The 19,966-nt window shown below is 71.7% G+C and carries 16 protein-coding genes and 1 tRNA gene; 14 read left to right on the forward strand and 3 right to left on the reverse strand.

Going from position 1 to position 19,966, the window contains the following annotated elements:
- Positions 1 to 97: 97 nt before the first annotated feature.
- A complete protein-coding gene (locus CRP27_RS01905; RefSeq protein ID WP_097179072.1) occupies positions 98 to 982 on the forward strand; it encodes a helix-turn-helix transcriptional regulator in 885 nt (294 codons plus the stop codon).
- Positions 983 to 1,085: 103 nt separating this feature from the next.
- Positions 1,086 to 2,297, forward strand: coding sequence for an MFS transporter (locus tag CRP27_RS01910; RefSeq protein ID WP_097179073.1), 1,212 nt, complete (start codon positions 1,086 to 1,088; stop codon positions 2,295 to 2,297).
- Between the two features lie 171 nt (positions 2,298 to 2,468).
- On the opposite strand, the gene CRP27_RS01915 is transcribed toward CRP27_RS01910, so the two are convergent.
- On the reverse strand, positions 2,469 to 3,263 hold the full coding sequence (locus tag CRP27_RS01915; RefSeq protein WP_079238902.1) for an SGNH/GDSL hydrolase family protein: 795 nt from the start codon (positions 3,261 to 3,263) through the stop codon (positions 2,469 to 2,471).
- 23 nt (positions 3,264 to 3,286) lie between these two features.
- On the opposite strand from CRP27_RS01915, the gene CRP27_RS01920 reads away from it, so the two are divergent.
- From CRP27_RS01920 to CRP27_RS01945, 6 genes are all read left to right on the forward strand, one after another.
- Complete coding sequence (locus CRP27_RS01920) at positions 3,287 to 4,441, forward strand: acyl-CoA dehydrogenase family protein (RefSeq protein WP_097179074.1); 1,155 nt, start codon at positions 3,287 to 3,289, stop codon at positions 4,439 to 4,441.
- Between the two features lie 221 nt (positions 4,442 to 4,662).
- Positions 4,663 to 6,981, forward strand: a complete 2,319-nt coding sequence (locus CRP27_RS01925) for an FUSC family protein (RefSeq protein WP_097179075.1) — start codon at positions 4,663 to 4,665, stop codon at positions 6,979 to 6,981.
- Positions 6,978 to 8,228 carry a DNA polymerase IV gene (gene dinB, locus CRP27_RS01930; protein WP_097179076.1) on the forward strand — a complete coding sequence of 417 codons (1,251 nt, stop codon included), beginning with the start codon at positions 6,978 to 6,980 and terminating at the stop codon, positions 8,226 to 8,228. Before CRP27_RS01925 ends, dinB begins: the two co-directional genes overlap by 4 nt.
- 170 nt (positions 8,229 to 8,398) lie before the next feature.
- Entirely contained in the window at positions 8,399 to 10,156 is a 1,758-nt protein-coding gene (locus tag CRP27_RS01935; RefSeq protein WP_097179597.1) for a DEAD/DEAH box helicase, read from the forward strand.
- Positions 10,157 to 10,163: 7 nt separating this feature from the next.
- Positions 10,164 to 10,373, forward strand: coding sequence for a hypothetical protein (locus tag CRP27_RS01940; protein ID WP_079236078.1), 210 nt, complete (start codon positions 10,164 to 10,166; stop codon positions 10,371 to 10,373).
- Between the two features lie 32 nt (positions 10,374 to 10,405).
- Positions 10,406 to 11,734, forward strand: a complete 1,329-nt coding sequence (locus CRP27_RS01945; protein WP_097179077.1) for an NAD(P)/FAD-dependent oxidoreductase — start codon at positions 10,406 to 10,408, stop codon at positions 11,732 to 11,734.
- 528 nt (positions 11,735 to 12,262) lie between these two features.
- Here CRP27_RS01945 and CRP27_RS01950 read toward each other — a convergent pair.
- Positions 12,263 to 12,348: transfer RNA gene (locus CRP27_RS01950), tRNA-Leu, on the reverse strand.
- A 172-nt stretch (positions 12,349 to 12,520) separates the two neighbouring features.
- Between CRP27_RS01950 and CRP27_RS01955 the strand changes: the two genes are divergently transcribed.
- The 3 genes from CRP27_RS01955 (at position 12,521) to mshC (ending at position 15,970) form a co-directional block, all read left to right on the forward strand.
- Positions 12,521 to 13,837: a M20/M25/M40 family metallo-hydrolase gene (locus CRP27_RS01955; RefSeq protein WP_097179078.1), complete on the forward strand. Its 1,317-nt coding sequence runs from the start codon at positions 12,521 to 12,523 to the stop codon at positions 13,835 to 13,837.
- 61 nt (positions 13,838 to 13,898) lie between these two features.
- On the forward strand, positions 13,899 to 14,729 hold the full coding sequence (locus tag CRP27_RS01960) for an undecaprenyl-diphosphate phosphatase (RefSeq protein WP_097179079.1): 831 nt from the start codon (positions 13,899 to 13,901) through the stop codon (positions 14,727 to 14,729).
- Positions 14,726 to 15,970, forward strand: coding sequence for a cysteine--1-D-myo-inosityl 2-amino-2-deoxy-alpha-D-glucopyranoside ligase (gene mshC / locus CRP27_RS01965; RefSeq protein WP_097179080.1), 1,245 nt, complete (start codon positions 14,726 to 14,728; stop codon positions 15,968 to 15,970). The genes CRP27_RS01960 and mshC overlap by 4 nt, the downstream gene beginning before the upstream one ends.
- A gap of 117 nt (positions 15,971 to 16,087) precedes the next feature.
- On the opposite strand, the gene CRP27_RS01970 is transcribed toward mshC, so the two are convergent.
- Positions 16,088 to 17,017, reverse strand: a complete 930-nt coding sequence (locus CRP27_RS01970; RefSeq protein ID WP_079236073.1) for a proteasome assembly chaperone family protein — start codon at positions 17,015 to 17,017, stop codon at positions 16,088 to 16,090.
- A gap of 160 nt (positions 17,018 to 17,177) precedes the next feature.
- Between CRP27_RS01970 and CRP27_RS01975 the strand changes: the two genes are divergently transcribed.
- From CRP27_RS01975 to CRP27_RS01985, 3 genes are read left to right on the forward strand one after another with little or no spacing between them, the layout of a single operon-like run.
- Positions 17,178 to 17,888, forward strand: coding sequence for an HAD family phosphatase (locus CRP27_RS01975; protein ID WP_255257397.1), 711 nt, complete (start codon positions 17,178 to 17,180; stop codon positions 17,886 to 17,888).
- A complete protein-coding gene (locus CRP27_RS01980; RefSeq protein ID WP_255257398.1) occupies positions 17,885 to 18,955 on the forward strand; it encodes a tRNA (adenine-N1)-methyltransferase in 1,071 nt (356 codons plus the stop codon). The genes CRP27_RS01975 and CRP27_RS01980 overlap by 4 nt, the downstream gene beginning before the upstream one ends.
- A 43-nt stretch (positions 18,956 to 18,998) precedes the next feature.
- Positions 18,999 to 19,928: an FKBP-type peptidyl-prolyl cis-trans isomerase gene (locus tag CRP27_RS01985; protein WP_097179082.1), complete on the forward strand. Its 930-nt coding sequence runs from the start codon at positions 18,999 to 19,001 to the stop codon at positions 19,926 to 19,928.
- Positions 19,929 to 19,966: the final 38 nt, after the last annotated feature.

The raw sequence follows: 19,966 nt of genomic DNA on the forward strand, positions 1-19,966 counted from the left end.
CCATGCAACAACGACCAGGACGTGGGAGTGAGGCTCTGAGTAAACGGGGTTTCGCAGAACCTCTCTCCGGTGCAGGCCACGGCTCTACGGTGGAGGCATGGACAACCGAGCTGAGGTGCGTGAATTCCTTTCGTCACGCCGTGGGCGCATCACGCCCGAACAGGCCGGCGTCCAGCAGTTCGGGACCCGCCGACGCGTGACAGGGCTCCGCCGAGAAGAAGTCGCGCGGCTGGCAGGCGTCAGCGTCGACTACTACACGCGCCTTGAACGCGGGAACCTCACCGGCGCATCCGACAGCGTGCTCGACGCGATCGCATCGGCGTTGCAACTCGACCGTGCAGAGCACGACCACCTGTACGACCTCGCCCGCGCCGCGAACACCAGCCCCACCCGACCCCGCACGAAACCGACCGTCTCGACACAACTGCCGGCGACCGTGCAGTACATGCTCGACGCGATCACCGACGCGCCCGCGATCGTCGGCAACAACCGTATGGACATCGTCGCCGCGAACACGCTCGGCTACGCCTTGTACTCCGACATGTACCGCGGCACCGCCCGCCCTGCCAACCACTCCCGGTTCATCTTCCTCAACCCGCGCGCCTACGACTTCTACCCTGATTGGGACCGCGCAGCGAACGTCAACGTCGCGATCCTCCGCCGCGACGCCGGACGCTTCCCCCACGACCCCGGGATCGCAGCCCTCGTCGGAGAACTCTCCGTCCGCAGCGACGAGTTCCGCACCCGCTGGGCCGCCCACAACGTCCGCCGCCACTACTCCGGCGCGAAGAGCTTCCAGCACCCCACCGTCGGGCTCCTCGAACTGCCCTTCCAAGGGATGGAACTCGAAGACCTCCCCGGCCACACTCTCACCGTCTACCCCGCCGCCCCCGGCACACCCACCGCAGACGCCCTGAAACTCCTTGCGTCCTGGGCCGTCAGCGAACAGATCACCGAACGCGCCCGCGCCACCACCCGGTGACCCTTCCCCTCACTCCCCGCTCGACCAGAGGGGCAACTCGCGCGCGCTCCGGCGAACACGCTGCGCGAACACGCCGCCGCCTCACTCGAAACGAGACCTCTCGATGAACGCACCGACCAGCACCCGCGCAACCGCCGCCTCGACCGCCGGCACGCAGAGGCTCCCGATCGTCGTGCCGGTGCTCGCGGTCGGCACGTTCCTGATGATCACGACCGAGTTCGTCATCGCTGGCATCCTCCCGGAAGTCGCCAGCGACCTGCGTGTATCGATCGGCCGCGCGGGACTGCTCATCACCGTCTTCGCTGTCGGCATGATAATCGGCTCGCCCCTGATGACGCTGCTGACCATCCACCTCCCGAAGCGGCTCGCGCTCCTGCTCGCGCTCGCCCTGTTCGTCGCCGGCCACGTCGTCGTCGCGATCGCTCAGGACTTCACCGTCCTGCTCGTCGCTCGGTTCGTCACCGCGTTCGCTACCGGAGCGTTCTGGGCCGTCGGGTCCGTCGTCGCAGCTCGCGCCGCTGGACCGCAGCTCGGCTCCCGCGCCCAGGGAGTCGTCGGCGCCGGCGGATCGCTCGGTACCGTTCTCGGAGTCCCCGTCGGTGCGCTCCTCGCCCAGGCCGTCGGCTGGCGCGGCACCTTCTGGGCCATCGCTGCAGCAGCGGTTCTCCTCGCCGTCCTGGTCGCCCGCTTCGTCCCCCACGACACCGCCAGCGGCCAGCGCACCTCGATCAGGAGCGAGTTCACCGGGCTCCGCTCCGGACGCCTCTGGCTCACGCTCCTCGCCTGCGCCACGACCACGGGCGGCGTCGTCGCCGCATACTCCTACATCGCACCCCTGCTCACCGACCGCGCGGGCCTTGCTGCCCACCTCATCCCTGTCGTGCTGACCGCCTTCGGCATCGGCTCCTTCATCGGGACCCTCCTTGGCGGCCGCCTCGGCGACATCCGGCCCGGGCTCGTCACGATCGTGACTCCGGCCGCGAGCTCCGTCCTGCTCGTCCTGATCGGCATCATCACCGACCAGCCGATCCTCACCGGCGTCCTCGTCGCCATCCTCGGCCTGTTCGGGCTCAGCGCCAACGGAGAACTCATCCACACCGCCGTTCACGCCGCCGGCAACGCAGCACCCCTGGGCTCAGCGTTCACCGTCGCCGCGTTCAACCTCGGCACCGCGATCGGAACCGCGATCGTGGGCGGCCTGCTGGACACCACCGGCGTCGCAGGCCCCGCGTTCATCGGAGCCAGCATCGTCGCGCTGACGCTCATCCCGACGATCCTGCTCGCGGTCGGCCGGCGAAACAGTCCAACCCACTGACACCACCGCCGCACGAGGTGTCCGATGGCCGATCGGTCGTCGAGAGGGCGGTGCGGCCGGAGAAACGGCGACGAGGTGTTCGGTTGGATCGGGTGCCACGCGCGCCGTCGGCGGGTCTCGTGAGCCGTCGTGGGCGACATGGAGTGCGTCCCGTCGACAGCACGGCTCCGACTACGGGGTGTCGGACTTGTGCTCGACGACGTCCTGCAGTTCGGGGCGCTTCGGGGTCACGCCGTCGCCGGAGGACGTGTGCTTGATCCGCCGCACCACCCACGGGACGAGGTACTCGCGCGCCCAGCCGAGGTCCTCCGCGCGGGCCTCCCGCCACGGGCGCGCCTCGAGCGGTTCCGGGTTGAACGGTTCGAGCCCGTGCTCGACGCCGAGCGCGTCGAGCACGGCGGCCGCGACGGTGGCGTGACCCATCGGGGAGTGGTGCAGCCGGTCCGGCGCCCACATCCGCGGGTCACGGAGGACCCGGAGCGCCCACATGTTCGCCACGAGGGCGCCGTGCTTCAGCGCGATGGCGTGCAGGTTCTCGTTGTAGATCGCCGTCTTGCCGCGGACCATCCCGAGCACGGGGGTCATCCCGACGTCGGGGCCGGTGAAGAGCACCACGGTCGCGCCGTCGCTCCGCAACCGGGACACCATCGCGTCCACCCGCTCGGCGAGTTCGTCCGGGTCGGATCCGGGACGGATGATGTCGTTGCCGCCGGCCGACACCGTGACGAGGTCCGGGCGGAGCGCGAGGGCCGGTTCGACCTGCTCGTCGATGATCTGCTGGAGCAGACGCCCGCGGATCGCCAGGTTGGCGTAGGCGAAGTCGTCGGTCTGGTTCGCCAGGACCTCGGCGACGCGGTCGGCCCAGCCGCGGTTCCCGCCTGGCACGGTGGGGTCGGGGTCACCGATCCCCTCGGTGAACGAGTCACCGATCGCGACGTACCTGGACCACGGATGACGATCTGACACGTCTCGGACCATAGTCTCGTGGCATGACGAAGGCCAACCCCGCGGCGGTGCTGGGCGACGAGCTGCTGGAGCGCATCGCCGCCCGTGCGCCCGGCTACGACGCCGCGAACGCGTTCTGCACCGAGGACCTCGACGAACTCCGGGCGGCCGGGTACCTGCGGCTCGGCGTGCCCGTCGAACGCGGCGGTGCCGGACTCGGGCTCGCCGCGACCTCCGCGGTGCAGCGGCGGCTCGCGGAGGCCGCGCCGGCGACGGCGCTGGGCCTCGGGATGCACCAGGTCTGGGTGCAGGCGGCCCGCACCGTGTCCGCGCGAGGCGAGTCGTTCCTCCAGGCCGTCACCGACCACGCGGCGGACGACCACCTGCTCGCGTTCGGCGTGAGCGAGCCGGGCAACGACGCCGTGCTCTTCGACTCGCTGACGACGGCGGAGCCGGACGGCGACGGCGGCTACCGCTTCACCGGCACGAAGGTGTTCACGTCGCTCGCACCGGCGTGGGACGTGCTGAGCGTCTTCGGCAAGGACGAGTCCGGGCCCGAACCGCGCCTCGTGCACGGCTTCGTGCTGCGGTCCGACGGGGACGTCGAACACCTGGACGACTGGGACACGCTCGGGATGCGGGCGACCCAGAGCCGGACGACGGAGCTCCGCGGCGTGCACGTGCCGGCCGACCGGATCGTGCGGACCCTGCCCGTCGGGCCGAACCAGGACCCGCTCGTGTTCGGTATCTTCGCGTCGTTCGAGCTGCTCATCGCCTCGGTGTACGTCGGGATCGCCTCGCGTGCGGTGTCGCTGGCGGTGTCCGCGGTGCGGTCGCGCGAATCGCTGGACGGAACGCCGCGGTCCGAGGACCCGGACGTGCGCCGGGCGATCGCGGACATGCGCGGGACGGTCGACGCGATCGAGCTGCAGGTGTCCTCGCTCGCCCGGTCGGTCGACGAGCTGGACGACTTCGGGCCGCGGTGGTTCCCGCTGCTCGTCGGCACGAAGGCCCGCGCGGTCGACGCGGCGCAGCACGTGGTGGACGAGGCGATGCGGGTGGTCGGTGGCGGGGCCTACCGGGCGGGTGGCGAGCTCGCGCGCCTGGCGCGGGACGTCCGGGCGGGGCAGTACCACCCGTCGTCGCGGGACTCGGCGGCGCGGACGATCGCCGCGTCGGTGCTGGGGCCGCTCGCCTGACGCGCGGCGCGCCCCTCGCACCGTGCGAGGGGCGCGCGAGGGCCGCGCGAGGTCTGCGCGCACGGCCGGCCGTACGGTGCGAGGTTCCGCGCACTGTGGGAGCCCGTACCCCTCGCACACTGGTCGGAACCTCGCACCGTGCCCGACGCCGACGCCCCCCCTCGAAACTAGTTCGCTTGCGGTACCATTGACCTCCCGAGCGAACAGGAGGCGGCCGGAGCGTGCCGAGGACCGAGACCACGAACCGGACCGCCCCGCGGCGACGGACCCGCACCCAGCGACTGACCGACCGTGCCCTCGCGCTCGACCCCGGGCTCGTGAAGACCGAGGGAGCCCTCCGCACCCTCGTCGCCGTCCCGGCCGGCATGGCCGTCGGGTACGCGATCGCGACGGCGTACGGGCTCCCGGCGATCCTCGGCGTGATGATCGGCGCGATGCCGGCGTTCATCACCTGCCTGGTGATCGTCGACCCGAGCACCGGCAGGACCGCCGCGCGCACCGGCGCGGTCCTCGTGCCGTTCGTCGTCGCGCTCGCGGGGAGCATCGCCCTGCAGCCGTTCCGTCTGCTCGAACTCGTCCTCATCGTGGTGCTGCTGTTCCTGCAGTTCGCGGCGGCGTCGTGGGGAGCATGGGCGGCGGACGCGGCGATCGTCGGGTTCGCCGGGTACCTGTGCGGGCTCCTGCTGCCGCTCCCGGAGACGAGTGTGGTCCCGCTCGGGCTCGTCGTCGCCGGGTCCCTCGCCGTGACGATCGTCGTCCGGCTCCTGTTCCGGCCGAACCCGCACCGTGCGCTGCTCCGGACCCGTCGCGGGTTCGTCGCCCGGGGTTCTGACGTGCTCGAGGCCTCCGCGGCCGTCCTCGCCGCCGGGACCGTCGGCGCCGCCGCTGACGACCCCCGCGCCCGACGCCGAGCCGTCCGTCGACTCGGACGGGCCCGCGACCGGTACCACGAGATCGCCCTGACGGTCGACGGCATGCTCGCTGCGAGCGGGGTCGACGCGGACACCGCCGCCGAGGAACTGCACCGACTGGTGTTCGACACGCACTTCGCGATCGACGAGCTCGGTCGCGGGGCCGGGGCGCTGGTCGAGCACGGCGCACCGTCGGACGTGCGGCACGCCGCGCTCCGGGCGTTCACGGTCGTCCTCCGGCACGGCGGCAGCCACGGCGAGGACGCGGCACACACCCTGCTCGCCCGCTACGGGATCACGGCCTCGGCCGCCGACGAGGGATCCCGGACCACGGCGATCGTGCGCCGCATGGCCGCCGAGTTCGCCGACCTGCGGTCCGCCGGCCTCCGGTGGCGCGAACTCCGCGACGAGTTGCCCCGCCGCGGAGCCGGTGTCCCGTTCACCACGCCGGTGATCCTGGCCGGTGGACGCCCGGCCGGAGCCGTGCCCGTCCTCGCGGACACCGTCGCCGAGGGGCCGTGGCGACGCTGGCACCTCACGGCGTCACTCCGGACCGCCGTGCACGCCGCCATCGCCGTCGCGATCGTCGAGCCCCTCGCCCTCATGCTCGACGGCAGCCGGTTCTACTGGGGTGTCATCGGCGTGATGATCGTCCTCGCCGGCACGAACACCACGCACGAACGGATCCGGAAGGGCCTGCACCGCGGGGTCGGGACGGTCGTCGGGGGAGCGGTCGGCATCGTCCTCGTGCACCTGCTCGGCACGACGCACCCGTGGGTGACGATCGTGCTCGTGTGCGTCCTGCTCGCCGTCGGCACGTACGGCTTCGGTGGCGTGTACTCGGTCTGGGCCGCGTGCCTCGTGGTCGTCCTCTGCCAGGTGTACGCGTTCTCCGGCACCTTCACCGACTCCCTCATCCCGATGCGGCTCGCCGAGAACCTGCTCGGCGCCGCGGTCGCGGTGCTCGTCAGCGCGGTCGTCTTCCCGATCGCCACCCGTGCCGTCATCCGGCGCGCGGTGCGGCGGCAGCTGGTCGCGGTCCGCGCGTTCGTGCTCGCGCTGGTGGGGGTCGAGGCCGACGACGAGGCGGAGGCGGGTGACGCGGCGGAGGCAGACCGCGCCTCCCGACCGACCGAGGTGACGGTGACGGACCTGCGCGCCCGGTCGCGCGCCGTCGACGCGGCCACCTACCAACTCGACGCGGTCCTGCGGCCGATGGTCCGGTTCCCGACCGGCGGGCCGGCCCGCGCCGACGCCAGGACGCGCGCGTCCCTGCAGGCGGCCGCGACGTTCGCGCGCGAGGCAGCCGGGAGGCTCGGTGCGGCCCCGCAGGACCCACCGGCCGCCCTGCGTGGTGCGGCCGAGAGCCTCGCCTCCTCGATCGCGCACCTCGCGGACGGCATCGTGGCCGGCCCACGCTCCGCCACGTCGGCGGCGGTGTGGGTACGGGTCGGCGACCAGCTCGACGAGGCGGTCGCGGCGGCCTCGGGACGCCCGGACGAGCGCGCGGTCGAGACCGTCGCGCACGCGCTCGGGCGCATCGACGAGGCGCTCGCGCTGCTCGCCGACCGCCACCACGCGACGGTCGTCGGGGCGATGTCGGTGGGGCCTGGCATCATCGCCGTGTGAGCAAGCAGGACGGACGCAACCGACTGGTGTCCGACGCGCCCGTCGACGACCTGACGGCGAGCGTGCTGCACGTCGACATGGACGCCTTCTTCGCCTCCGTCGAGCTGCTGGACCGGCCGGACCTCCGCGGGTTGCCGGTGATCGTCGGGCACGACTCCGACCGCTCCGTGGTGACCGCCGCCACGTACGAAGCGCGCAAGTACGGCGTGAACTCCGCCATGCCCATGGCCGTGGCCAAGCGTCGGTGCCCGGCCGCGATCATCGTCGAACCGCACTTCGAGAAGTACCGCGCAAAGTCCGACGCCGTGATGGCCGTGTTCGACCGCTTCACGCCGCGGGTGGAGAGACTCGGCATCGACGAAGCGTTCCTCGACGTCGCTGGCGCGATCCGGCTCTACGGCACCCCGTGGGAGATCGGCCGCGCGATCCGTGCCGCGGTGTTCGCCGAGACGGGCCTGCACTGCTCCGTCGGTGCCGCGTCGACCAAGTTCGTGGCGAAGCTCGCGTCCAGCCGCGCCAAGCCGGACGGCCTCCTCGTGGTCCCGGCTGCCGACACCGTCGCGTTCCTGCACCCGCAGCCGGTGTCCGCGCTGTGGGGCGTCGGCGGCAAGACCCAGGAGACCCTCGAGCGTCGCGGCATCCGGACCGTGGGCGACCTCGCGACGACACCGCTCGGTTCGCTCGTCTCGGCGCTGGGTCCGGCCGGCGGGCAGCGGCTGCACGACCTCGCCTGGGGGAGGGACCCCCGGGTGGTCGAAGAAGGTGTCGGCGAGAAGTCGATCGGGCACGAGATGACCTTCGGGCGCGACCTGACCGAGCGCGACGACGTCGCCCGTGAACTCCTGCGTCTCGCCGACAAGGTGGCCGTCCGGCTCCGGCGCGCGGACGTCCAGGCCCGGACCGTCGCGCTCAAGGTCCGCTACACCGACTTCACCACGCTGACCCGGTCGCGCACCCTCGCCGAACCCACCGACGTCGCCAAGCGCCTGCACCGCGAAGCCGTCGAGCTCTACGACGTCCTGCACCGGCCGGGCAACCAGATCCGGCTCATCGGCGTCCGGGGCGAGAACCTCGTGCCGGCCGCGGCGAGCAACGCGCTGTGGGACGACGACGCGCCGTGGCGCGACACCGAGACCACGGTCGACGCGGTCGCCGCGCGCTTCGGTGCGGGCGTGCTCCGCCCGGCTTCCCTGGTCCGCGGCACGCCCGAGGGGCACGTCCCGCACGCTCGGCAGGACCGAGGGTGACGGTAGAATCCTCCGAAGTGAGCGCAGCCGAGTACACCGATCAGCCAGCTGCCGGGGACCAGTCCGCGGCGCTGTGGGACGACGCACCCGCCGCACCCGAGCACCCCGTCGTCGCCCACGACGAAGCGGTCGCCGCTGCCGAGGCAGCCGGCAACTCGGCCGTCCAGAACCTGTCGCCGGCGTTCCCGGACCGCGCCGCCTGGGGGACCGCGTCGAAGCTGCGCGCCTGGCAGGTCGAAGCGCTGACGAAGTACTTCGAGACCGAGCCGCGCGACTTCCTCACGGCGGCCACCCCCGGCGCCGGCAAGACGACGTTCGCGCTCCGCCTCGCCACCGAGCTGCTGGCCCGGGGCACCGTCGACCGGATCGTCGTCGTGGCCCCGACCGAGCACCTCAAGCGGCAGTGGGCGGACTCCGCCGACCGCGTCGGCATCCGGATCGACCCGATGTTCAAGAACGGCGACGGCATGTTCGGCCGGCACTACCAGGGCGTGGCGATCACGTACGCCCAGGTCGGCATGAACCCCGAGGTCCACCAGAAGATCACCGCCGGTGGCAAGACGCTCGTCATCCTCGACGAGGTCCACCACGGCGGCGACGCCCTGACCTGGGGTGACGGCATCAGAGAGGCCTTCTCGAAGGCCACCCGACGCCTCTCCCTGTCGGGCACCCCGTTCCGGTCCGACACAGCACCGATCCCGTTCGTGCAGTACGCCCCGGACGAGCAGGGCATCCGCACCTCGATCTCCGACTACAACTACGGCTACGGCCGCGCGCTCAAGGACGGCGTCGTCCGTCCCGTGCTGTTCATGGCCTACGCGGGGCAGATGCGCTGGAAGACCCGGATGGGCGACGAGATGTCGGCGTCCCTGGGCGAGCAGGTCACGAAGGACATCACCGCCCAGGCCTGGCGCACGGCGCTCTCGCCCGAGGGCGAGTGGATGCCGGCAGTGCTCTCCGCGGCCGACAAGCGCCTGACCGAGGTCCGCCGTGGTGTGCCGGACGCCGGCGGGCTCGTCATCGCCACGGACACCACCACGGCGCGCGCGTACGCCCGCATCCTGCAGCAGATCACGGGGGAGCGGCCCACGGTCGTCCTCTCCGACGAAGCCGCCGGGTCGAGCCGGATCAGTGCCTTCGCGGACGACACGTCGCGCTGGATGGTCGCCGTCCGCATGGTGTCGGAAGGCGTCGACGTCCCGCGGCTCTGCGTCGGCGTGTACGCCACGAGCGCCAGCACGCCGCTGTTCTTCGCCCAGGTGATCGGTCGCTTCGTGCGTGCGCGGCGCCGTGGTGAGACGGCGTCGGTGTTCCTGCCGAGCGTGCCGGGGCTGATGGCCCTCGCGGCGTCGCTCGAGCTCGAGCGCGACCACGCGCTGGACCGCCCGAAGGACGCCGACGACGGGATGTACAACCCCGAGGACGCCATGGTCGCCGAGGCCAACAAGGAGGACCGGGCGTCCGAGAGTCTTCTCGAGGTCCAGCCGTTCGAGGCGCTCGACTCGCAAGCGTCGTTCGACCGCGTCCTCTACGACGGCGGCGAGTTCGGCACCGGCGGCGAGGTCGGTTCGCTCGAGGAGCTCGACTTCATCGGCATCCCTGGGCTGCTCGAACCCGACCAGGTGCGCGACCTGCTGCGTGCGCGGCAGGCGACCCAGGCGAAGCGCGCCAGGGGGCGGACCCCGAAGGACGGGATGCCGAAGGCCCCCGTCGCCGAGGACCGCCCGATGTACCAGACGATCAAGGAACAGCGGTCGGAGCTGCACCGGCTCGTCTCGATCTGGTCGCGGCACTCGAACGAACCGCACGGCGCGATCCACGCCGAACTCCGCCGCATCAGCGGGGGCCCGGCCGTGGCGCAGGCGAGCATCGAGCAGATCCAGAAGCGCATCGACGTGCTGCGCTCCCGCATCGGCGGGCGTCGGTGAGCACGGCGTGATCGAGGCCGTCGACGACCGCACCTGGTACGTCAAGCGGGACGCGGAGTCCTCTCCCGAGGCGATCATCGACCGGTTCGGTGGCGGCTACCGGCTGCGTCGGTTCTCCCTCACGGAGTCCCGTCGCACCCCGCACGGCGTCTACATGGGCATCGAGCTCGCCGAGACCGCCTGGTGGCGTCTGCGCGACCGCCCGCGCGGCTCATGACATCACAAGCCGTATTCGGGTAGACCGGGGGAATGGCAGACTCCATCCCTCACGTCCTCGTCCTCGGCGGCGGTTCCGCCGGCTACACCACCGTCAAGCAGCTCCAGAAGCACGCGGCCACGGTGCCGATGCGGATCACGCTGGTGGACCAGAACACGTACTACACCTACCTGCCGTTCCTGCCGGAGGTCGCCGGCGGCCACATCGCCCCGAAGGACGTCACGGTCGAGCTGCGTCGCGCGCTCCGGAAGACCCGCGTCATCCAGGGGAAGGTCACCGGCATCTCGTCGGCCGACAAGACCGTCACCATCGCCACGGCCGGTGGCGACGACCGCACGCTCGGCTACGACCAGCTCGTCGTCGCCCTCGGTTCGGTCACGCGCACGTTCCCGACCCCCGGGCTCGAGGAGTACGGCGTCGGCTTCAAGAGCGTCGAGGAAGCCGCCTACGTGCGTGCGAAGCTCCTCGACAACATCGCGAAGGCCGCAGCCACCCGCGACGAGGACGAGCGTCGTCGCCTCCTGACGAGCATCTTCGTCGGCGGTGGCTACACCGGTGTCGAGGCGATCGGTGAGCTGTTCGACGTGTCCCAGGCCGCGATCAAGACCTACCCGTCGCTCGCGGGGGAGCACCCGCGCTGGGTCCTCATCGACGCGCTCGACCGTGTCGCGCCCGAGGTCGGCCCCGAACTGTCGAAGTGGACCCTCGAGGCTCTCCGTGCCCGCGGCATCGACGTCCGCCTGAAGACCACGATGCCCAGCTGTGAGGGCGGCGTCGTGAAGCTCTCCGACGGCGACGAGTTCGCCACCGGGCTGCTCGTGTGGACGGCCGGCGTGAAGCCGAACCCGCTCCTCGACGCGTCCGACCTGCCGCGCGGACCGAAGGGGCACCTCGCCGCCAACGCGAAGCTCCAGGTCGAGAACGAGGAGACGCACGAGGTCGTCCCGGGCGTCTGGGGCCTCGGCGACGTCGCGCAGGTCCCCGACCTGACCGCCGACAAGCAGCCGGCGTACTACCCGCCGAACGCGCAGAACGCCGTCCGCCAGGCCGTGGTGGCCGCGGACAACGTGGTCGCGACGATCACGGGCAAGCCCCTCGAGGAGTACCGCCACCCGTCGATCGGCACCGTCGCGTCGTACGGTGTGGCCAAGGGTGCCGCGAACATCAAGGGCATCAAGATGACGAACCTGCTCGCCTGGCTCGCGCACCGGGCGTACCACGTGTACGCGATGCCGACGCTGAACCGGAAGGCCCGCATCATCATCGGTTGGGTCACCGGCGCCGTGTCGGGTCGCGACGCGACCTCGCTCATCAAGGAGACGGACCCGCGCAGCAACTTCGTCGAGGCGTCGAAGTCCTAGGCGCGCGTTCCTGACGGACGGGAGGCGCGGTGCCGGCTGGCACCGCGCCTCCCGTCCGTCGGTGGGTGCGCTGGGACGCACGCTGCCCGGCCGACCCGGAACGACATCCCCGACGTCGTACGACAGCGCCGTTGTCGTTCCGTCGCGTCTGCAACTGTTGCACCCGCGGCCGTGCGACAACTCCGACGTCGTACGACACCGGAGTTGTCGCACCGCCCGCCTCCCGGCTCGACCCGACGGCGGTTCGCGCGGGCGTTCCGACACCGCACGCGCCGATCGACAGCCGCGGTGTCGTGACCACCGCACCGCGGTGCCCCGACCTACCGGAAATGACTCGCCGCGGTGACCCGACCTACCGGAGGTGACCACGGGAGGCCGCGAGCGCAGCGAACTGGCCACACGGGGCCGTGAGCGCAGCGAACTGGCCAGAGGCGGTGACGCCCCGAGCGAAGCGACGGCGGCACTCGCCGGGAAGACACAACAGGAAATGCCCCCGGGCCGAAAGGCCAGGGGGCATCCCATTTCCTGTGTCCGAGGGGGGACTTGAACCCCCACGCCCTAATACGGGCACTAGCACCTCAAGCTAGCGCGTCTACCAATTCCGCCACCCGGACAGGTGTTTCTTCACTTGTCGGCCGTCGTTCCGGGCTGTTTCCCCGGCGTTCCTGCCGAGAGAAGACACTAGCACGGGTCTGAACGCCCGATGAACACGGCGGCGCATCCCGGGCGCGTCCTGCTGTGACGGCCGACACCGGGCTCGTGGGTGCGCACCGGTAGCGTTGGGGCATGACGAACCCGGAGGCCACGCTGACCGACCTCGAGGCCACCGCGGCGATCGCCCGTGACCTCATCCGCATCGACACCACGAACTGGGGCGAGGGGAAGTCCCGCGGCGAGACCGAGGCGGCGCACTACGTCGAGGCGAAGCTGCAGGCGCTCGGGCTCGAGCCGCAGCTGTTCGAGTCGGAGCCGGACCGGGTGAGCGTCGTGGCTCGGGTGCCGGGGCGCAACCGTGACAAGCCCGCGCTGGTCGTGCACGGACACCTCGACGTGGTGCCCGCGGACCCCGCGAACTGGTCGGTCGACCCGTTCGGGGGCGAGGTCAAGGACGGCATGCTCTGGGGCCGCGGCGCGGTCGACATGAAGAACATGGACGCGATGATGCTGACGTCCCTCGCCGACCTCATCGAACAGCAGGGTGCTCCGGAGCGCGACCTCGTGATCGCGTACTTCGCCGACGAGGAAGCCGGTGGGGTCCTCGGTTCGCACCACGTCGTCGAGCACCACCCCGAGGTCTTCGCGGGTGCCAGTGCGGCGATCAGCGAGGTCGGCGGGTACTCGATCACGCTCGGCGACCGGCGGGCGTACCTGCTGCAGACCGGCGAGAAGGCGCTGATGTGGATCAAGCTCGTCGCGAAGGGCACGGCGGCGCACGGTTCGCACGTGATCCGCGACAACGCGGTGACGAAGCTCGCAGCGGCTGTCGCCCGCATCGGCGGCGAGGAGTGGCCGGTCCGCCTGTCGGCGACGACGGACGCGATGGTGGCCGAGGTCGCCCGGTTCCTCGGGGTGGACCCGACGGTGACCGGTCCGGACGAGGTCGCCCTGGCGACTGGGTCGGCCTCGCGGTTCATCCACGCGGCGCTGCACACGACGTCGAACCCGACGGTGCTCAACGCCGGGTACAAGCACAACGTCATCCCGGACCAGGCCGAGGCGCTCGTCGACATCCGCTGCCTCCCGGGCGACGAGGAGTCCGTGCTCGCCCGCGTGCGGGAGCTCGCCGGCGACGACGTCGAGGTCGTCATGTCCTTCCGGGACATCGGGCTCGAGCAGGACTTCGGTGGTCCGCTGGTCGACGCCGTGCGGGACGTCCTCGGCCGCCACGACCCGGGTGCTCCGGTGCTGCCGTACCTGCTGTCGGGTGGGACGGACAACAAGGCGTTGTCGACGCTCGGCATCGCGGGCTACGGGTTCGTGCCGCTGCAGCTGCCGGCAGGTGTGGACTTCCCGGCGATGTTCCACGGCGTCGACGAGCGCGTGCCGTTGGACTCGCTCGCGTTCGGGCGCCGTGTCCTCGGGGACCTGCTCGCCACGTACTGATATTGTGGATGGTCGCCATCGTGGCGGTGTTCTGACCGACCCCCTGTGAAAGGCCCGCTCGATGCACATCCTCGAGGCGATCTTCCTCGGCTTCGTCCAGGGGCTTACCGAGTTCCTGCCCGTCTCGTCGAGCGCACACCTCCGGATCGTGGGGCTGTTCCTGCCCGACGCGAAGGACCCGGGTGCGGCGTTCACCGCGGTGACCCAGCTCGGCACCGAGACGGCCGTCCTGATCTACTTCTGGAAGGACATCACTCGGATCATCGGGCGCTGGTTCCGTTCGGTCTTCCGGCGGGACGTCCCCAAGGGTGACCCCGACGTCCGTCTCGGCTGGCTCGTGATCCTCGGGACGATCCCGATCGGCGTAGCCGGACTCGTGCTGAAGGACTCGATCGAGACCACGTTCCGGTCGCTCTGGATCGTGGCGATCGTCCTCATCGTCTTCGGCATCGTGCTGGGGGTGCTCGACGTCGTCGGCAAGAAGGTCCGGCGCATCGAGCACATGACGTTCGGCGGGGGCATCCTGATCGGCCTCGCGCAGATGCTCGCTCTCGTGCCGGGCGTCTCGCGCTCCGGGGCGACCGTGTCGATGGGCCTCGCGCTCGGCTACACCCGTCCGGCTGCCGCGCGCTTCGCGTTCCTGCTGGCCGTCCCCGCGGTGTTCCTGTCCGGCCTGTACGAGGCCGCGACGAGCCTCGGGGACACCGGGGCACCGTTCGGCATCGCGGACACGCTGATCGCGACGGTGGTGGCGTTCGTCGTCGGGTTCGTGGTGATCGCTGCGTTCATGAACTACATCAGCAAGCGCAGCTTCATGCCGTTCGTCGTCTACCGCATCGCACTCGGTATCGTTCTCCTCGTGTTGTTGTCGCTCGGAGTGATCCAGCCGTGAGGGCCTGGCAGGTCCCGTCCGTCCCCGAAGTCCCCGGTTCTGCGCCCCGACCCGTCGTGCACGACACGGCGACCGGCAAGCCCGTCGACCCGACCTGCGGTGAGGAACGCGCCGCGCTCTACGTGTGCGGCATCACCCCGTACGACGCCACCCACCTCGGGCACGCGGCCACCTACCTGGCGTTCGACACACTCGGCCGGGTCTGGCGCGACGCGGGGTTCGAGGTCGAGTACGCGCAGAACACCACCGACGTCGACGACCCGCTGCTCGAGCGTGCTGCCCGTGACGGCGTCGACTGGCGCGAGCTCGCGGCGTCGCAGATCGAGCTGTTCCGCCGTGACATGGAGGCGCTCCGGATCCTGCCCCCGGACGACTACGTGGCCGTCACCGACGAGGTCGAGCGGGTCGCCGAGGCGGTCGCCTTCCTGCAGGAGACCGGCTACGCCTACGACGTCCCGACCGCCGACTCCGAGGGCGACGACGTCTACTTCGACGTGAACCGTCCGACCGAGGCGTGGTCACTCGGCGACGAGAGCGGACTCGACCGCGAGACGATGCTGCGCCTGGCCGGCGAGCGTGGTGGCGACCCGGACCGTCCCGGCAAGCGCGACCCCCTCGACCCGCTGCTCTGGCGCGCCGCCCGTGCGGGGGAGCCGAGCTGGGACACGGTCCTCGGCGCCGGCCGCCCTGGCTGGCACATCGAGTGCAGCGTCATCGCCGGCGACCGTCTCGGCCTGCCGATCAGCGTGCAGGGCGGCGGCAGCGACCTCGTCTTCCCGCACCACGAGATGAGCGCCGGGCACGCCGCGGCCCTCGCGCACCAGCCGCTCGCGAACGCCTACGTGCACACCGGGATGATCGCGTACCAGGGAGAGAAGATCTCGAAGTCGCTCGGCAACCTCGTCACGGTGCGGGGGTTGCTCGACGACGGCGCCGACCCGCGGGCGATCCGGCTCGCGCTGCTGTCGCACAAGTACTCCGACGACTGGGAGTGGTTCGACTCCGAGCTCGTCAGTGCCGTGACGCGACTGGCGGCCTGGGACGCCTGGGCGTCCGGTGCGGACGCCGGTCATGCCGACGACGCTGCCGAGGTGGTCGCGCGGGTGCGTGCCCGCGTCGCGGACGACCTCGACACGCCCGGTGCGGTCGCGGCCGTCGACACGGCGATCGCCGGTGGCACCGCGGTGACGCCGGAACTCGTCGACCTCGTCGACGCCCTGCTCGGCATCCGCCTGGGCTGACGCGCGGGCGACGGTCTCCGCGACGTCGGGGGCGCCCCGCGCCCGGCGCGACCCACCGACGGACGGGAGGCGCGGTGCCAGCTGGCACCGCGCCTCCAGGCCGTCCGTGGGGTGCGTCTACTGCGGCGGCTGCGGCGGGCGGAATCCCTCGCCGCCGGCCGTGCCGCCGTCCTTGCCGTCCTTGCGCTCCCGACGACGCAGGTACTGCTCGAACTCCTGCGCGATGGCGTCGCCGGACGCCTCGGGCGAGTCGACCGTGTCACGCGCCTGCTCGAGCTGGCCGATGTAGGACGCCATGTCCTCGTCGTCGGCTGCGAGGGCGTCGATGCCCTCCTCCCACTCGGTCGCGTCGTCGAGCAGCGATCCGCGCGGCACGGTGACGTCGGTGAGCTCCTCGATCTTGTCGAGCAGCGAGAGGGTGGCCTTCGGCGACGGCGAGTTGTGCACGTAGTGCGGCACCGAGGCCCAGAGCGACAGGGTGGTCAGGCCGGCCTTGTCCATGGCGTCGGCGAGCACACCGAGGATGCCGGTCGGCCCCTCGTACGACGAGCGGTCGACGTCGAACGCGGCACGCACGCCGGCGTTCTCGCTCGACACGAAGACCGAGATGGGCCGGGTGTGCGGGACGTCGGCGAGCATGGCGCCGACGAAGACCACGGCGTCGATGGAGTACACGTCGGCGAGGTCGATGATCTCGGCGCAGAAGCCACGCCACGTGCGGGAGGGCTCCGGTCCGACGAGCACGAAGACGTCACGCTCGGTGGGGGAGCCGGTCGCGCCGATCACGGGCCGTCCTTCGGCGCCGGGGCCGTGCAGGACGATGCGGGGCCACTGGACGCCGCGCCCGCCGTTCTCGTCGGTGCCGACGTTCGGACGGTTGAACTGGTAGTCGACGTACCGCTCGCCGTCGAGCTCACGGAGCTCGTCGAGTTCGAGCGACTCGACGATGCGCCTGGCGAGACCGCTCGCCGCTTCTCCGGCGTCGTTCCAGCCCTCGAACGCGACGACGAGCAGTCGTCCGTCACTGAAGGGGGAGTGCTGTGGCACGGACGGGACCTCCTGGTGGTGGAGTGGGGCGGGAGCGGCGCAGGCCGCACTCGGCCGGACACGATTCAGGCAACAAGGATAGGGCCGTCGGCGTTCCCCACGCCCGCCCGTCCGCGCTGAGCGGAAAGCGCGTCGGACCGCCCCGGTAGACTCGTCGCCCGTGACCGCCCAGCATCCCGACCGAGTCCTGCCCGCAGCCGTGCTGTGGGACATGGACGGCACGATCATCGACACCGAGCCGATCTGGCAGCAGTCCCAGGTCGAGCTCACCGACCGCTACGGCGTCGTCTGGACCCACGAGGACGGCCTCGCACTGGTGGGCAGCGGCCTCGAGCGCTCGGGGGAGATCCTCCGCGACAAGGGCGTCGACATGGAGGTCGAGGAGATCATCCAGTGGATGACGGAGTACGTCATGGTGCGACTGCGCGACGCCGAGCTGCCCTGGCGTCCGGGCGCGCGTGAGCTCATCGAGGGGCTGCACGCCCGCGGCATCCCGACCGCCCTCGTGACGATGTCCCGTCGCAAGATGGCCCTCGTCGCGGCCGAGGCCCTGGGCGAGCGCGGCTTCCGGGTCGTCGTCGCCGGTGACGACGTCGAGCGCCCGAAGCCGTTCCCGGACGCCTACCTGTCCGCCGCCGCGCAGCTCGGGGTGGACGCCACCGCCTGCGTCGCCATCGAGGACTCCGCGACCGGGGTCGCCTCGGCCGTCGCCTCCGGGGCCGTCACGGTCGCCGTCGAGCACCTCGTCCCGCTGTCGGAGATCACCGGCGGCGACGTGCACCTGACCACCCTCGCCGACGTCGACGTCGACCGGCTCCTCGAGCTGACCGGTCCGGCACTCGCCGCCCGCACCCAGGAGGTCGCACGATGACCGACGCCGTCCCGAACCCCGCCGACGCCACGGCAGCCCTGCCGCACACCTCCGGCGGTGCACCGCACACGCCGCCGCGCGGGCCGTTCCGCGCCGGGGACCGCGTGCAGCTGACCGGTCCGAAGGGCAAGCTGACGACGCTCTCGCTCGAGGTCGCCGGCGAGTACCACACGCACCGCGGCGTGCTCCGGCACGACGACGTCATCGGCCAGCCGGACGGCTCCGTCATCCGGGCGAGCACCGGCGACGAGTACCTCGCGCTGCGTCCGCTCCTCAACGACTACGTCATGTCGATGCCCCGCGGCGCGGCGATCGTCTACCCCAAGGACGCCGCCCAGATCGTCGCCTTCGCCGACGTCTTCCCGGGTGCCCGCGTGGTCGAGGCCGGGGTCGGCTCCGGCGCGCTCTCCCTGTTCCTGCTGCGTGCGATCGGCCCGACGGGTCAGCTGCAGTCGTTCGAGCGCCGCGAGGAGTTCGCGGCGATCGCCCGGGGCAACGTCGGCACGTTCCTCGGCGCCGTGCCGGACAACTGGTCGGTGACCGTCGGGGACCTCGTCGAGGAACTGCCCGGAGCCACCGAGCCGCAGAGCGTCGACCGCGTCGTGCTCGACATGCTCGCGCCGTGGGAGTGCGTCGACGCCGCAGCCGACGCCCTCGTGCCCGGCGGACTCATCGTCTGCTACGTCGCGACGGTCACGCAGCTGTCCCGCACGGCTGAGGCGCTCCGGGACACCGGCCGCTTCACCGACCCGCAGTCGAGCGAGACCCTCGTGCGCACCTGGCACGTCGAGGGTCTCGCCGTCCGCCCGGACCACCGCATGGTCGGGCACACCGGCTTCCTCGTCACCGCACGTCGTCTGGCAGACGGAGTCGTCCTGCCGAACCTGAAGCGTCGCGCAGGCAAGGTCGAGTTCTCCGACGAGGACATCGAGGCCTGGACCCCCGGCGCCGTGGGCGAGCGATCGGCCAGCGACAAGAAGCTCCGCAAGGTCGCACGCCAGGCCGCTGCCCAGGCCCGCAAGGTCGCAGCGGCCGAGGCGGACGGCGCTGCTGAGAGCGACCGGTAGGCTACGCGACGTGCCCGTCCTGCATCGAACGGAAAGAGGGTCCGTGCGCACCATCCCCGCACTCCTGGTCACAATCGGCCTCGCCGCAGCGCTCACCGGCTGCGCGTCCAGCGGGGCCGGCACGACGCCGTCGAGCTGTGCTGCTCCCGGTGCCGCGTCCGAGGCGGTGACCGCCAGCGGTTCGTTCGGCAAGGAGCCGAAGGTCTCCGTCCCGAGCGGCCTCACCACGAAGGGGACGCAGGTCTCCGTGCTGCGGACCGGCGACGGGCGCGAGATCGAGGACGGCACCCCCGTCGTCATCGAGTACACCCTGGTCGACGGCGCCACGGGCGAGGTCGCACAGACGAGCGGGTACTCCGGACAGACCGCGCCGATCACCGCGGGTGCCGACAACTACGGTGCCCTCGGTGCCGCACTCGAGTGCGCGCACGTGGGCGACCGCCTGGCCGTCGCGCTGCCGAAGAGCGCGCTGAGCTCCGGCAGCACCGGGGACACGGGCACGAGCTCGGGGAAGACCGAGGACGCGGTCATCGCCGTCATCGACGTCAAGAAGGCCTTCGATGCCCGCGCCACCGGGACGCCGCAGCTCGCGGGAGACGGGATGCCCGCCGTGGTGCTCGCCCCGTCCGGTGCCCCCGGCATCACGATCCCGTCGTGGAAGGCGCCGTCCTCCGACGAGACCCACCTGCTCCGCAAGGGCTCCGGTGCGGAACTGACCGCCAAGGACACCGCGCTCATCAAGTACACCGCCGTCACGTGGGGCACGGACGGCGCGGACGCGACCGTCGCCGGCTCCAGCTGGACCGACGGCTCGGGCGCGCAGACCGTGCCGCTCGCCAAGGGTCAGGTCGCCGAGGGCGTCCGGAACGCCATCGTCGGACACCGCGTCGGCGACCAGGTGCTCGCGATCGTCCACCAGCAGGGCACCGCGTACGCGTACGTGATCGACGTCCTCGGGAAGGTCTCGAGCTGACCTCGACCGACCGTCCACGGACCGCGGCGCGGGTGCAC

Origin of the sequence: Curtobacterium sp. 314Chir4.1 (assembly GCF_900215175.1) — a bacterium.
In the GTDB taxonomy this organism is placed as follows: Bacteria; Actinomycetota; Actinomycetes; order Actinomycetales; family Microbacteriaceae; genus Curtobacterium; species Curtobacterium pusillum_A.

Bases quoted from the DNA above. Each gene is read 5' to 3' on its own strand.
- CRP27_RS01905 (WP_097179072.1), top strand. From the start codon at position 98: ATGGACAACCGAGCTGAGGTGCGTGAATTCCTTTCGTCACGCCGTGGG.
- CRP27_RS01910 (WP_097179073.1), top strand. From the start codon at position 1,086: ATGAACGCACCGACCAGCACCCGCGCAACCGCCGCCTCGACCGCCGGC.
- CRP27_RS01920 (WP_097179074.1), top strand. From the start codon at position 3,287: ATGACGAAGGCCAACCCCGCGGCGGTGCTGGGCGACGAGCTGCTGGAG.
- CRP27_RS01945 (WP_097179077.1), top strand. From the start codon at position 10,406: ATGGCAGACTCCATCCCTCACGTCCTCGTCCTCGGCGGCGGTTCCGCC.
- CRP27_RS01955 (WP_097179078.1), top strand. From the start codon at position 12,521: ATGACGAACCCGGAGGCCACGCTGACCGACCTCGAGGCCACCGCGGCG.
- CRP27_RS01960 (WP_097179079.1), top strand. From the start codon at position 13,899: ATGCACATCCTCGAGGCGATCTTCCTCGGCTTCGTCCAGGGGCTTACC.
- CRP27_RS01980 (WP_255257398.1), top strand. From the start codon at position 17,885: ATGACCGACGCCGTCCCGAACCCCGCCGACGCCACGGCAGCCCTGCCG.